We start from the raw sequence: 12212 nt of genomic DNA, 5'->3' as shown, positions 1-12212 counted from the left end.
ACATGGGCGGACGGACCCTCTATGTGGGGGGCATCCTGACAACCGGATTCGGAGCCACACCGCCTTGCCGATGCCGCAGATGCCCCCCGCCCACCCGTTTGACGATGACAAGCTGCGCGAAGAGTGCGGCATCTTTGGCGTCGTCGGCGTCCAGGACGCCTCCAATTTCGTTGCTCTTGGCTTGCACGCCCTGCAACACCGAGGACAGGAGGCCGGCGGCATTGTCACCCATGATCCTGTCGAAGGGTTCCAGAGTGCCCGTCGTTTTGGCTATGTCCGCGACAACTTCACTTCGCAAGATGTGATGTCCACCCTGCCCGGCCCGATCGGAATTGGCCATGTGCGCTACTCCACCGCCGGGACCAAAGGTCAGACCGCAATCCGTGACGTGCAGCCTTTCTTTGGCGAATTCGCCATGGGTGGGGCCGCAATTGCCCACAATGGCAACATCACCAACGCCAATGCACTGCGCAAAGAGCTGATCGAGCGCGGTTCTATCTTTCAAAGTTCTTCCGACAGTGAATGTATCATCCACCTGATGGCACGGTCGCTGCAGCGCAACATCCCTGAGCGGATGGAAGATGCGCTGCGCCGGGTCGAAGGCGCCTTTTCCGTTGTGGCGATGACCCGCACCAAACTGATCGGCGTGCGTGATCCGCTTGGCGTGCGCCCGCTGGTGCTGGGCAAGGTGGGTGATGGTTATGCGCTAAGCTCCGAGACCTGTGCACTAGACATCATCGGCGCCGAATTCCTGCGTGAGATCGAGCCCGGCGAAATGGTAGTCATCACCGAAAAAGGTGTTGAGAGCCATTTCCCGTTCCGCCGTCAGCCCTCCAAGTTCTGCATCTTTGAGCATGTCTATTTCTCCCGCCCTGATTCGATCTTGGGCGGGCGTTCTGTATATGAAACCCGCGAAGCCATCGGTCGTGAGCTGGCCAAGGAAAACCCGGTTGAGGCCGATCTGGTCTGCCCGGTGCCTGACAGTGGCACCCCGGCCGCCATTGGCTATTCGCTGCAATCTGGCATTCCCTATGCGATGGGGATCATCCGCAACCAGTACATGGGCCGGACCTTCATTGAGCCCACCGAGCAGATCCGCAACATGGGCGTGCGCCTGAAGCTGAACGTGAACCGTGCGTTGATTCAAGGCAAACGGGTTATTCTGGTAGACGATTCTGTTGTGCGGGGCACAACATCGCGTAAAATCAAGGAGATGATCCTTGATGCCGGGGCCAGTGAGGTGCATTTCCGCATTGCCTCGCCGCCCACTGCTTGGCCTTGTTTCTATGGTGTGGACACGCCTGAACGTGACAAGCTGTTGGCAGCAACCATGACCGAAGATGAAATGGCCAAACACCTTGCCGTGGACAGCCTGAAGTTCATCTCATTGGATGGGCTTTACCGTGCCGTCGGTCAGGATCAGGGCCGCAACAGCGCCTGTCCGCAGTATTGCGACGCCTGTTTCTCGGGCGAATATCCCGTTGTTCCCACCGATATGGTGGAACGGGGGTTTGAAATGAAACCCGCAGCAGAGTAAGAGCGCAGCCGACATCAGTTCGACTCATGAGGCGCTGATCACCGGATCGGCGCCTCATGCCGTTTTTGCGACCACCACCGCCTGCCACCGAAAGGCCGACCCTTTGGATCCACATCTCGCCCGCATGCTTGGCTCGCAGCGCCAGTGCCGCTGTTGCGGGGCGACCTTTGCCCAACTGCTGAGCCTCAGCTGTGACCGGCCCGATGTCTGCCCGGAAGATATGTTCGTGCACGACAACACCGCCATCTCCGCACAGGCAGGCGATGTGCTGACCGAGGATTTCTGCCGCCTTGGCAAACTGCGCTTCGTGCGGGCGGTTCTGGCGGTGCCTCTGGCGGATACCCGTGGTGAGGAGTTCATTCTGGGCACCTGGGCGCGGCTGAGCCAGGAGGATTTCGAGGCCTATCTTGATCGGTTTGAGATGCAGGAGACCGAGGATCTGGGCAGCAAGCGCGCCTGGTTGGCCAATGCCATCCCTCCGGATGGCAGCGAGTCGGTTGAGGCTATGCTGCATATGCGGCCAGAAGGGCAATATCCGGAGCTGCAAATCTCCGAGCCGGATCATCCGCTCTACAATTTGCAGATGGTAGGCGCGCAGCTGGAGGAGCTGCTGGGCCTGCTTTATGCCTATGGTCACGATCTGCCGTCGTTGATCTACGACGCCTGATCCCACTTAAGGCCCTCCCCGTCTTAGCCTGTTTTCCGCCGCAGGAGTTCAAGGGCCTGCGCGCAATTGCGCAGCGTCGCGCAGGGTAATGCGCAACGGCTTGCGCACCAGGGAGCGGCCTACCGGCAGTCGCTTGCCACCGCTCATCGCCCCCTCTGTTCGGCGGAAAGTGAAGCTGATAGCCGACCGGCATCCGCACTGAGCGCTCCTGAGAAAGAACCAAGTTACCAGAATGGCAAATCGTGATAGCGGCAAGACCCCGGCAAATGTTGCAGGTCATGCCACCCAGAAAGACGCCTTGCGCCGCAACCGGCTCAGCCTGTTGGGATTGTTTGGTGCCAGCAACAACCTCAGCGCCATGGTGCGTATGCCCAGCGGGCGCACACAGGTGGTGACCCGTGGCAGCCGGCTGTCCGGCGGCGAGGTCATTGCCATCGATGCCGACGGTCTGATCCTGCAGAAAAACGGCAAAGCTGCGCGGATCGAGATGCCGGGCAGCTGATCCGCCTTGGTGCCTGCCGGGGGCCCCAAAGGCGGCTGCGCCGCTTTGGCCCCTTGACCCGCGCCACGCAGCGCCGCACAAGGCGCGCATGACACAGAAACTTGCTCTCATCACCGGGGCCTCACGGGGTCTGGGCGCCGCCCTCGCAGAGGCACTGGCGCCGACGCATCACATCGTTGCCGTGGCCCGCACCACTGGCGCGCTGGAAGAGCTGGACGACCGGATCAAATCCGTCGGCGGTTCTGCCACATTGGCGCCGATGGACATCACTGTCCCCGATGCTATGGCGACGCTCTGCCGCGGCATCCACGACCGTTGGGGACAGCTGGACCTCTGGCTGCACACCGCGATCCACGCCGCACCGCTGAGCCCGGCCAATTTCGTCGCCGCGAAGGATTGGCAGAAATCCATGGCGATCAATGCCACCGCGACCTCCGTGTTGATCCCCTATGTGGCCCCGCTGCTGGGGCAGACCGGTCAGGCTGTGTTCTTTGAGGATCCACGCGCGGGCGAGAAATTCTTTGGGGCCTATGGCGCCACCAAAGCGGCCCAGATGTCACTGGCCAACAGCTGGCAGATTGAGACCGCCAAGACCGGCCCCAAGGTGCAGGTGCTGACTCCGCAGCCCATGGCCACCGCCGTGCGGGCACGGTTTTTCCCCGGCGAAGACCGCGACGCCTTGGCCACTCCGCAGCAGGAAGCGACCCGGCTGTTGCCCCAGATTCTGAGCGCTGCCGACTGACCACCGATTGCCCATCGGCTGCATGACGCCTAACGGCGGCGCAGACGCGCAACATTCCGCCGACCGGTGCCCGACAGGGGTGCCGGTCGCGTTGGTTTCAAGGTCAGGCAACAAACCTGTGACCTCTGTGCCGCAGGGGCCGTCACCGCGCAGCTTGCGCGCGGTCACAGTGGGGAAAGTCTTGCCCCCTTTTGTCCCACATCTTATTCAGGTCGGACATGCGGATCGGCGTGACCGCACCCGAGATACAGCCCGCCAGAGCCAGACGAGAGGCCCAGTTCATGCGAATTCTGATCACCAATGACGATGGCATCAGCGCCCCCGGTCTGGCTGTTCTGGAACAGATCGCCCGTGATGTCGCGGGCCCCGACGGCGAGGTCTGGACCGTGGCGCCTGCGTTTGAACAATCAGGCGTCGGTCATTGTATCAGCTATACCCGCCCCTTCATGCTGAGCCAGCTGGGCGAACACAGATTTGCGGCGGAAGGATCCCCTGCCGACTGTGTGCTGGCCGGGCTGCATGTGGTGATGAAGGACCACCTTCCGGATCTGGTGTTGTCGGGCGTAAACCGGGGCAACAATTCGGCTGAAAACGCGCTCTATTCCGGTACATTGGGCGGCGCAATGGAGGCAGCATTGCAGGGCATCCCTTCCATGGGGCTGTCGCAGTATTTCGGGCCAGAAAACAACCAGCTGGACAACCCGTTTGAAGCTGCCGCCGACCACGGCGCTGATCTCATCCGCTCAATCCTTGACACGCAATCCAACGAGGACACGGATTACAGGTTGTTTTACAACATAAATTTCCCGCCCGTTCCCGCAGCAGATGTTAAAGGGCGACGGATCGCACCGCAGGGGTTTCGGCGTGGTAGCCATTTCTCCGCTGAGGAACAGACCTCTCCCAACGGGCGGCGTTACCTGTGGATCCGTGGCGGCAATCAGCATATCGCGACCGCCGAGGGTACGGATGCGGCGCAGAACCTGGCAGGCTATATCTCGGTCACACCGATGCGGGCAGATCTGACGGCGACGGACGCGCTGGAGCGCCTGAAGGGCATTGAATGAGCGAGCCGACTGCCGAAACCAAGATGCAGTTTCTGTTTGCCCTGCGTTCGCGCGGGGTGACGGATGCGCAGGTACTGGACGCGATGGAGCAGATCGATCGCGGCCCCTTTGTGCGGGGGTTGTTCTCGGCGCGCGCCTATGAGGACATGCCGCTGCCGATAGCCTGCGGCCAGACCATTTCGCAGCCTTCGGTCGTCGGGCTTATGACCCAGGCTTTGCAGATTTCGCCCCGCGATACCGTTCTGGAAGTGGGCACCGGGTCCGGCTATCAGGCTGCGATCCTGAGCAAGCTGGCGCGGCGGGTCTATACCGTGGACCGCCATGCCAGACTGGTGCGGGAGGCGCGGCAGATCTTTGACCAGCTGCATCTGTCCAATATCACCTCGCTGGTGGGAGACGGCAGTCACGGGTTGCCGGAACAGGCTCCCTTTGATCGAATCATCGTGACCGCTGCCGCCGAGGATCCGCCCGGCCCACTCTTGGCGCAGCTGAAGACCGGCGGTATCATGGTTGTGCCCGTGGGGCAGTCGGACACCGTACAGACCCTGATCCGTGTTCAAAAAACCGCCAGCGGTCTCGAATACGACGAATTGCGCCCGGTGCGTTTTGTTCCCCTGCTTGAGGGGATCGGCAAAGACACGTAAGGGAGAGGCAAGACCTGCCCACCCCAAGGTTCGGGAACATCCCGAGCCGGATCACGTGGCTGGCCGACGGACTATTGGCAAGCCCCAGGGATAATGGGGGCCCGCAAGACGGGAACGGCGTTCTGAGGAGAGCGAAATGACAGTGACTGACCCCACCCGCCGCGATCGCGCGACAGGCCGCAAGGTGCTGATGGCGTTGCCTCTGGTGGCCGTGCTGGCCGCTTGCGAGGCGCCGCTGGACTATGATCTGCGCGGCCAGATCGGTGCTTTCAATACCACTAAGGCGGCCCAAACCGCCACCACCAGCCGTCCGAAACCGGATTCCAATGGGCTGATCACCTATCCGTCCTATCAGGTGGCCGTGGCGCGACGCGGCGATACGCTGAATGACGTGGCCGGCCGCATTGGGCTGCCCGCCAGCGAATTGGCCCGTTTCAACGGCATGAAGACAGACGACCCCCTGCGCCAGGGCGAAATCATCGCGCTGCCTCGCCGTGCGCCCGGCACCGCTTCAAACAGCTCAGGTGGTGTGGATATCGCCTCACTGGCGGGGGATGCGATCGACCGTGCGCCCGCCACCACGCCAAGTGCTGCAAGCACCGTCAATACCGCGCCGCTGGCCCCGCAGCCATCTGCGAGCAAGCCGCAGGTGCAGAGCGGACCGGAGCCCGTGCGCCACAAGGTGAAACGCGGCGAGACCGCCTATACCGTGTCGCGGCTTTATCAGGTGCCAGTAAAAGCGCTGGCGGAATGGAACGGTCTGGGCAGCGATTTTGCCATTCGCGAAGGGCAGTTCCTGCTGATCCCGCTGAAGGATCGCCCCGCACCGCGCAAGGAAGCCTCGGCAGCAGCCGTGCCTGCGGTTGCAACCGTCACCGCCCCTGGTGAGGGCACCAGCACACCCACCCCACCCAGCGCGACCAAGCCGCTGCCACAGGAAACCGTGGCCCCGGCAGCCGAAGCCCCCAAAGATCTTCCGAAAGTGGAAGTTCCCGCCCCCACCCGCAGCTCCAGCAGCGCGATGAGTTACCCGGTCAAGGGCAAGATCACCCGCACCTATTCCAAGGGCAAGAACGACGGCATTGATATCGCGGGGGCTGCGGGCGCGCCGGTACAGGCCGCCGATGGCGGCACCGTCGCGGCGATCACTAAGGATTCCAACAATATCCCGATCATCGTGATCCGTCACGACGCCAAGCTGCTGACGGTCTACGCCAACGTCGACAAGATCGCGGTGAACAAGGGCGATACGGTATCACGCGGCCAGACGATTGCTGCACTGCGTGATGGGCCGTCAGCCTATGTGCATTTCGAGGTTCGCAACGGCTTCGAAAGCGTCGATCCGCTGCCCTATCTGCAGTAACGTCGCCCCGGTATAACCACACAGAAAACGGCGCCCGGGATATCCCTGAGCGCCGTTTTCTGTGTGATATGCCGGTGGGGTGTCCCGAAACCTCGTGCGCGATCAGCTCAGGTGACTTTTACACCGTGCCGACCCGCGAGATCGGTGAAGAACTGCCACGCAACGCGCCCCGATCGCGCACCGCGTGTGGCTTGCCATTCTATCGCCTCGGCGCGCAGCTCCTGCTCCGCAACCTCTACGCCATAGGCGGCGCAATAGCCTGAGATCATGGACAGATATTCATCCTGATCACAGGGGTGGAAGCCAAGCCACAGCCCGAACCGATCCGAGAGCGAGACCTTTTCCTCAACCGCTTCGGAGGGGTTGATGGCGCTGGAGCGCTCATTTTCGATCATATCGCGCGGCATCAGGTGGCGGCGGTTGGAGGTGGCGTAGAACAGCACATTGTCAGGCCGCCCTTCGATGCCGCCATCCAACACCGCTTTCAGGCTTTTGTAGTGCTGATCATCATGGCCAAAGGACAGATCATCACAGAACAGGATGAAGCGTTCAGGCGCTGCCCGCAGATGGTTCAGCAGACGCGCGACCGATGGCAGATCCTCGCGCTGCAGCTCCACCAGTTTGAGTGCTGGAAACTCCGGTGACAGCTCACCATGGATCGCCTTCACCAAGCTGGATTTCCCCATTCCACGGGCGCCCCACAGAAGCGCATTATTCGCTCCAAACCCAGCGGCAAAACGGCGGGTGTTGTCCAGCAAGGTGTCCCGTGCCCGGTCGATCCCCAAGAGCAGCTCCAGCTCAACACGGGTGACGCGGTTCACAGGCTCCAGACGGTCCGGCGCCACATGCCAGACAAAGGCAGACGCCGCACCAAAATCCGGTGCCTTCGACGGAGCGGGCGCCATCCGCTCAAGCGCATCGGCGATGCGAGTCAGGCTTGTCTCATCCATACTGTGGGCCTCCGGTTCAATGTCTGGAATATGTGAACCTGCGCGGGATCAGCTGTCCTGCGGCTCAATCATGTCAACACGGGTGGCGTGGCGACCGCCCTCGAATTCCGCATTGAGAAAGGCATCAACAATCTCAATCGCCAGGCTGTCGCCAACCACGCGCGCCCCAATCGAGAGCATATTTGCGTTGTTGTGCTGGCGGATCATCTTCGCGGAGAAGGTTTCGGAGCAGACACCGCAGCGGACGCCCTTCACCTTGTTTGCAGCCATCATGATGCCCTGACCGGTCCCGCAAAGGATGATCCCGAGATCACAATCGCCCGAGGCGACGCGCTCCGCCGCAGCAGCACCGTGCTTGGGATAGTGGGTGCTCTCCGGGGTGGTGGGGCCAATATCGACGACCTCCCAGCCGTTTGCGGCGATATGGTCCGCGATAGCCTGACGCAGCTCAATCGCGGCGTGGTCGCTGGAAAGCACAACGCGGGTTGGTTTTTTCTGGTCCATGGGAGTCTCCGTCGATGAATTACCGGGGTCAAAGCATGTTCGGGCAGCGCGGGCAAGAGGCCAGCCAACAAAGGAAAAGGCGCACCGTTTCCAGCGCGCCTTTTGGTTATCGATTCTGACTGTGATTACTTGACCTTACCGTCGTCCTGATCGTCGTCGTCAAACTCAGCCATCAGGGGATCATCTTCGGGATGCATATCCATCTCGTCATCGAGGTCCTCCTCGTCGTCATAGTAACCTTCGGCGCGCAACTTTGCCTCGCGGTTTTTCTCAACCCGGCGCACCAAGAGGATCGACAGTTCATAAAGACCGTAAACGACCGAGAACAGGATCCCTTGGGTGATCACATCCGGCGGGGTCACAAGCGCGGCCAGTACAAGGATCGCGACAACCGCATATTTGCGGACGCTGCCCAACCCGTCGGCGCTGACCAGACCGGCCTTGCCCATCAGGGTCAGAAGCACCGGCAGCTGGAAGCACAGGCCAAAGGCCATGATGAACTTCAGCGTGATATCCAGTGACTCGTTCACCTTACCAAAGAAGGTGATCCGCACCCCTTCGGTGGTTTCCGGCACCACGGCGGCATCGGCTGGCAGGCTGCTCACCGCGCCAGACATCAGATTGGCAAAGATCGACGACACATCGGCAAAGCCAAGGAAGAAAGCCATCGCCAGCGGTGTCACCACGAAATGGGCAAAGCTGGCCCCCAAGAGGAACATCATCGGCGAGGCGATGAGGAAGGGCAGAAACGCATTCTTCTCCGTCTTGTAGAGCCCCGGTGCCACAAAACGCCAGAGCTGGAAGCCAATCACCGGAAACGACAGTGCAAAGCCAAACACCATGGAGATGCGGAACAGCGTGAACAGATACTCCTGCGGGCTGGTGTATTGCAGAGTCGGCGACGGGTCGCCGAGGTTGCGCAGTGTTTCCTCAATCGGGCCAAGCAGGAACTGCAGGATCGGCTCTGCCACGGTGAAGGCCAGCACAATGCCGACGATGAACGCGCCCACCGCCCGGATCAGGCGGGTGCGCAATTCGGCCAGATGCTCAATCAGCGGCGCTGTGCTGTCGTCGATATCTTCAGACGCGCTCATGTCTTGGTCTCACTTTCTGACGTCGCCGACGTGTCTGTGGCAGCCAGGGCCGCCTCCGCTTCGGCTGCCTTGACCTGGGCCTCTGCGGCCTCGCGTGCCTTGCGGTCCGCAGCGGCACGGGCAGTGGCCGCCTGGATCTTCTTGGCATCCTCAGCCCGCTCAGCAGCCAGTTTCCCGGTTTCGCTGTCGGGGTCGAATTTGGTCGGGTCAATCGACTTGGCCATATCCTCTGCCGCTTGTTTGACCCCATCCATAGCGGTGTTCATCGGATTGGCTGCCGCCTTCAAACCCTTGGCCATGTCGTTGACGCCAGCCTCGTCTGCCGCGTCGTTCATGGCTCGGCTGAATTCGCGCGCCATGCCCTTCGCCTTACCCACGAACCGTCCGACATTGCGGAACAAAACCGGCAGGTCCTTGGGCCCGACAACAATCAGCGCCACAACGCCGATAACCATGAGTTCGGTCCACCCAAGATCAAACATCGCGGCTTAGACCTTGTCTTTTTCGGTCTCGGGGGTCACGTCGCGCGCGGCCTCTGCGGTGTTCTCTTCTTCCAGTTCCTTGGTGCTGTCGTTGACGCCTTTCTTGAAGGCGGTGATGCCTTTGCCGACTTCGCCCATCAGCGACGAAATCTTGCCGCGGCCAAACAGGACCAGCACGACAACAGCGATGAGCAGCAGGCCCGGAAGGCCGATATTGTTAAGCATGAGAATGTTTCCTTCTGCGTGCGGACCCGGTGATGGACCGCAGATGTCATTTGATGACGGTTTTACGCCCCCGCCCCGGCGCGGCAAAGATCTGAGCCCTTACGTGATGGGCGAAATCTACTCAAAAACGCGTTTTCTTGGCAGGGCGCGCATCCAACTGACAGGTTTATGTCAGTTGGATAGCGGTATTGCCAGTACATCACAGCGAATAGGAGACAAGTGATGGATAAACATGTGGCAGAGATCGTGACCTTTCATCTGGCCGAGGGCATCAAGGCAGCTGATTTCGTGGCGCTGATGCAGCGCACCGAGGGTTTTGTGCGCGCTCAATCCGGCTTTTTGCATCGTCAGCTGACTAAGGGCGCAGATGGCAGCTGGACTGACTACGTGGTGTGGAAGGACATGGCCACAGCGCAGGAGGTGGCCAAGAGTTTCATGACGCAGGATTTCTCGGCGGAGGTGATGGCGGCGATTGCGCCTGACACGGCGAAGATGCGGCATGAGGACGTGCTCTGGTCGATGGCCAGCTAGGCTCAGGCAACTTTGAGGCTCTTGGGGCTGGGCGGGTGGTCTTGACCTCCTGCCCTCCCCGTATCAAGGCTAGGCCATGCGCCGTACTGACCGCCTTTTTGATATTATCCAGATCCTGCGCGACGGCAATTTGCACCGCGCCCAGGACATTGCTGAACGGCTGGAGGTATCCACCCGCACGATCTACCGCGACATGGATACGCTGGTGGCCAGCGGTGTGCCGGTCGAAGGCGCGCGCGGGGTCGGCTATATGGTGCGCGAGGCAATCACCCTGCCGCCCCTCACACTCACCAGCGAGGAGTTGGAGGCGCTGAACCTTGGCATGGCGATTGTTGCCGAGGCTGCCGACCCGGATCTGAAGGCTGCCGCCGAAAGGCTCGCTGCCAAGGTGGATGCGGTATTGCCAGAGCGCACTATCGCCGAAGCCGATGCCTGGAAATTTGCAGTCTACCCCTTTGCCAATGTGGCGCGGGGATTTACCCAGATGCCCACATTGCGCGCAGCGATCAAGGCGCGCCAGAAGCTGCATCTGACCTACAGACGCATTGATGACGCGCTGACCGAACGGGTCATCCGCCCGCTGCATATGGAATATTGGGGGCGGGTCTGGACCCTCACTGCCTGGTGCGAGACACGGGAGGATTTCAGGGTATTTCGGGTTGATCTGATTGCGGCGGCCACGCCCTTACCGGAACTCTTCGTGGATGAACCGGGCAAGCGGTTGATGGATTATCGGCCCTATGCCGACACGTCCGCGCCGGGCTGATCCGCCGCGTCAGCTGCCAGTCGGGAAAACGAAACAGCGGTTGCGGCGCACAGTCAGCCACATCACCCGTCCGGCATCCGGCAAGAAGACATTCGGTACCGTTGCCTTCAAGACGCTGCCGTCAAAATCCATGCAAAACTCAACCAGGCTCTCATGTCCGAGGAAGCGGGCCCGCTTGACCACGCCGCGCGCTGCAACCCCATCGCTGGGCGTCGGATGCGGACCGCGCCCGTTGCGGTCAAAATCAATGCGCAGATGCTGCGGGCGGAACACGATGTCTACCTTGGTGCCATCCGGCACGCCGGGAGCCAGAAACTGGCCAAACGGGGTTTCGGCAAGCGCTCCGTTCACCTCGGCATGCAGGACATTGGTATCGCTGAAAAACCCCACTGCCGCGCGGTCCGCCGGCCGGGTATAGACATTATAGGGCGCGCCCTGCTGTACAATTTTTCCGGATCGCATCAGCGCGATCTCATCAGCCATCCGCATCGCCTCTTCCGGTTCATGAGTGACCAGCAAGACGGCGGCGTCCTCTTCCTTCAGCAATGTCAGAGTTTCGTCGCGAATGCCGTCGCGCAGGCGATTGTCCAACCCGGAAAACGGCTCATCCATCAGCATGATCCGAGGCCGTGGGGCCAGCGCGCGGGCCAGCGCCACGCGCTGCTGTTCACCGCCGGACAGCTGATGCGGGAATTCATCAATATACTGCGAGAGAGAGACCTTTTGCAGCAACTCTTCGACGCGGGCGCGTTTTTCGTCCTTGCTGCCCTTTAGGCCGAAGGCAACATTGTCGGCAACGCTCAGATGCGGAAACAGCGCAAAGTCCTGAAACATCAAACCGATCTCACGACGCTCCGGCGGCACGCGAAACACGGTATCGCAGATCAGCTTGCCATCGACATAGATCTCGCCGCTGTCCTGCATCTCCACCCCGGCGATCATCCGTAACGTGGTGGATTTTCCGCATCCCGACGGACCAAGCAGGCAGGTCACCTGCCCGGCCTGTATCTGCAACGACACATCATCCACCACCGCGCGCCCATCAAAGAACCGCCGCAGATTGCGAATTTCGAGACGTGGCGCAGGGGCAGATGCGCTGTTGGTGCCAAGCATCGGATCAGGGGGAGAGGATGTCATGCGA

15 protein-coding genes are annotated in these 12212 nt (G+C 61.2%); 9 read left to right on the top strand and 6 right to left on the bottom strand.

Features of this window, described 5'->3' with window-relative positions:
• Positions 1-79: 79 nt before the first annotated feature.
• The 7 genes from purF (at position 80) to J4721_RS02930 (ending at position 6519) form a co-directional block, all read left to right on the top strand.
• Positions 80-1537: an amidophosphoribosyltransferase gene (purF, locus tag J4721_RS02960; RefSeq protein WP_044040897.1), complete on the top strand. Its 1458-nt coding sequence runs from the start codon at positions 80-82 to the stop codon at positions 1535-1537.
• A 124-nt stretch (positions 1538-1661) separates the two neighbouring features.
• Positions 1662-2204 (top strand): DUF2199 domain-containing protein, encoded by a 543-nt coding sequence (locus tag J4721_RS02955; RefSeq protein WP_014874195.1) that lies wholly within the window; start codon positions 1662-1664, stop codon positions 2202-2204.
• 232 nt (positions 2205-2436) lie between these two features.
• Positions 2437-2706, top strand: a complete 270-nt coding sequence (locus J4721_RS02950) for a hypothetical protein (RefSeq protein ID WP_014874194.1) — start codon at positions 2437-2439, stop codon at positions 2704-2706.
• Positions 2707-2794: 88 nt separating this feature from the next.
• Positions 2795-3448, top strand: coding sequence for an SDR family oxidoreductase (locus J4721_RS02945; protein ID WP_014874193.1), 654 nt, complete (start codon positions 2795-2797; stop codon positions 3446-3448).
• Positions 3449-3729: 281 nt separating this feature from the next.
• Complete coding sequence (gene surE, locus J4721_RS02940) at positions 3730-4512, top strand: 5'/3'-nucleotidase SurE (protein WP_076619660.1); 783 nt, start codon at positions 3730-3732, stop codon at positions 4510-4512.
• A complete protein-coding gene (locus J4721_RS02935; RefSeq protein WP_014874191.1) occupies positions 4509-5156 on the top strand; it encodes a protein-L-isoaspartate(D-aspartate) O-methyltransferase in 648 nt (215 codons plus the stop codon). Before surE ends, J4721_RS02935 begins: the two co-directional genes overlap by 4 nt.
• 136 nt (positions 5157-5292) lie before the next feature.
• Positions 5293-6519, top strand: coding sequence for a peptidoglycan DD-metalloendopeptidase family protein (locus J4721_RS02930; RefSeq protein WP_102876417.1), 1227 nt, complete (start codon positions 5293-5295; stop codon positions 6517-6519).
• Between the two features lie 107 nt (positions 6520-6626).
• Here the strand turns inward: J4721_RS02930 and J4721_RS02925 are convergent, their stop codons facing one another.
• The 5 genes from J4721_RS02925 to tatA form a co-directional block, all read right to left on the bottom strand.
• Entirely contained in the window at positions 6627-7469 is an 843-nt protein-coding gene (locus J4721_RS02925; RefSeq protein WP_211002070.1) for an ATP-binding protein, read from the bottom strand.
• Between the two features lie 48 nt (positions 7470-7517).
• Entirely contained in the window at positions 7518-7973 is a 456-nt protein-coding gene (gene rpiB / locus J4721_RS02920; protein WP_014874188.1) for a ribose 5-phosphate isomerase B, read from the bottom strand.
• 125 nt (positions 7974-8098) lie between these two features.
• Positions 8099-9067 (bottom strand): twin-arginine translocase subunit TatC, encoded by a 969-nt coding sequence (locus J4721_RS02915; protein ID WP_211002069.1) that lies wholly within the window; start codon positions 9065-9067, stop codon positions 8099-8101.
• Positions 9064-9549 carry a Sec-independent protein translocase protein TatB gene (gene tatB, locus J4721_RS02910; RefSeq protein ID WP_211002068.1) on the bottom strand — a complete coding sequence of 162 codons (486 nt, stop codon included), beginning with the start codon at positions 9547-9549 and terminating at the stop codon, positions 9064-9066. Before tatB ends, J4721_RS02915 begins: the two co-directional genes overlap by 4 nt.
• 6 nt (positions 9550-9555) lie before the next feature.
• Positions 9556-9774: a twin-arginine translocase TatA/TatE family subunit gene (gene tatA / locus J4721_RS02905; RefSeq protein WP_014874185.1), complete on the bottom strand. Its 219-nt coding sequence runs from the start codon at positions 9772-9774 to the stop codon at positions 9556-9558.
• Positions 9775-9996: 222 nt separating this feature from the next.
• Here tatA and J4721_RS02900 point away from each other — a divergent pair, with 222 nt between their 5' ends.
• Together J4721_RS02900 and J4721_RS02895 are read left to right on the top strand one after the other, a co-directional pair.
• Positions 9997-10305, top strand: a complete 309-nt coding sequence (locus J4721_RS02900) for a hypothetical protein (RefSeq protein WP_014879614.1) — start codon at positions 9997-9999, stop codon at positions 10303-10305.
• 76 nt (positions 10306-10381) lie between these two features.
• Positions 10382-11071: a YafY family protein gene (locus tag J4721_RS02895; protein ID WP_211002067.1), complete on the top strand. Its 690-nt coding sequence runs from the start codon at positions 10382-10384 to the stop codon at positions 11069-11071.
• Positions 11072-11080: 9 nt separating this feature from the next.
• Here J4721_RS02895 and J4721_RS02890 read toward each other — a convergent pair whose 3' ends face one another.
• Positions 11081-12208, bottom strand: a complete 1128-nt coding sequence (locus J4721_RS02890; protein WP_211002066.1) for an ABC transporter ATP-binding protein — start codon at positions 12206-12208, stop codon at positions 11081-11083.
• Positions 12209-12212 lie beyond the last annotated feature (4 nt).

Origin of the sequence: Phaeobacter sp. HS011 (assembly GCF_018101215.1) — a bacterium.
GTDB classification, from domain to species: domain Bacteria; phylum Pseudomonadota; class Alphaproteobacteria; order Rhodobacterales; family Rhodobacteraceae; genus Phaeobacter; species Phaeobacter inhibens.
The sequence above is the reverse complement of the archived record's forward strand: the minus strand, read 5'-3'. Positions and strand labels throughout refer to the sequence as shown.

Excerpts from the sequence above, each read along its gene's own strand:
- purF (WP_044040897.1), top strand. The coding sequence starts at position 80 with ATGCCCCCCGCCCACCCGTTTGACGATGACAAGCTGCGCGAAGAGTGC.
- J4721_RS02955 (WP_014874195.1), top strand. The coding sequence starts at position 1,662 with ATGCTTGGCTCGCAGCGCCAGTGCCGCTGTTGCGGGGCGACCTTTGCC.
- J4721_RS02950 (WP_014874194.1), top strand. The coding sequence starts at position 2,437 with ATGGCAAATCGTGATAGCGGCAAGACCCCGGCAAATGTTGCAGGTCAT.
- J4721_RS02945 (WP_014874193.1), top strand. The coding sequence starts at position 2,795 with ATGACACAGAAACTTGCTCTCATCACCGGGGCCTCACGGGGTCTGGGC.
- surE (WP_076619660.1), top strand. The coding sequence starts at position 3,730 with ATGCGAATTCTGATCACCAATGACGATGGCATCAGCGCCCCCGGTCTG.
- J4721_RS02935 (WP_014874191.1), top strand. The coding sequence starts at position 4,509 with ATGAGCGAGCCGACTGCCGAAACCAAGATGCAGTTTCTGTTTGCCCTG.
- J4721_RS02930 (WP_102876417.1), top strand. The coding sequence starts at position 5,293 with ATGACAGTGACTGACCCCACCCGCCGCGATCGCGCGACAGGCCGCAAG.
- J4721_RS02925 (WP_211002070.1), bottom strand. The coding sequence starts at position 7,469 with ATGGATGAGACAAGCCTGACTCGCATCGCCGATGCGCTTGAGCGGATG.
- rpiB (WP_014874188.1), bottom strand. The coding sequence starts at position 7,973 with ATGGACCAGAAAAAACCAACCCGCGTTGTGCTTTCCAGCGACCACGCC.
- J4721_RS02915 (WP_211002069.1), bottom strand. The coding sequence starts at position 9,067 with ATGAGCGCGTCTGAAGATATCGACGACAGCACAGCGCCGCTGATTGAG.
- tatB (WP_211002068.1), bottom strand. The coding sequence starts at position 9,549 with ATGTTTGATCTTGGGTGGACCGAACTCATGGTTATCGGCGTTGTGGCG.
- tatA (WP_014874185.1), bottom strand. The coding sequence starts at position 9,774 with ATGCTTAACAATATCGGCCTTCCGGGCCTGCTGCTCATCGCTGTTGTC.
- J4721_RS02900 (WP_014879614.1), top strand. The coding sequence starts at position 9,997 with ATGGATAAACATGTGGCAGAGATCGTGACCTTTCATCTGGCCGAGGGC.
- J4721_RS02895 (WP_211002067.1), top strand. The coding sequence starts at position 10,382 with ATGCGCCGTACTGACCGCCTTTTTGATATTATCCAGATCCTGCGCGAC.
- J4721_RS02890 (WP_211002066.1), bottom strand. The coding sequence starts at position 12,208 with ATGACATCCTCTCCCCCTGATCCGATGCTTGGCACCAACAGCGCATCT.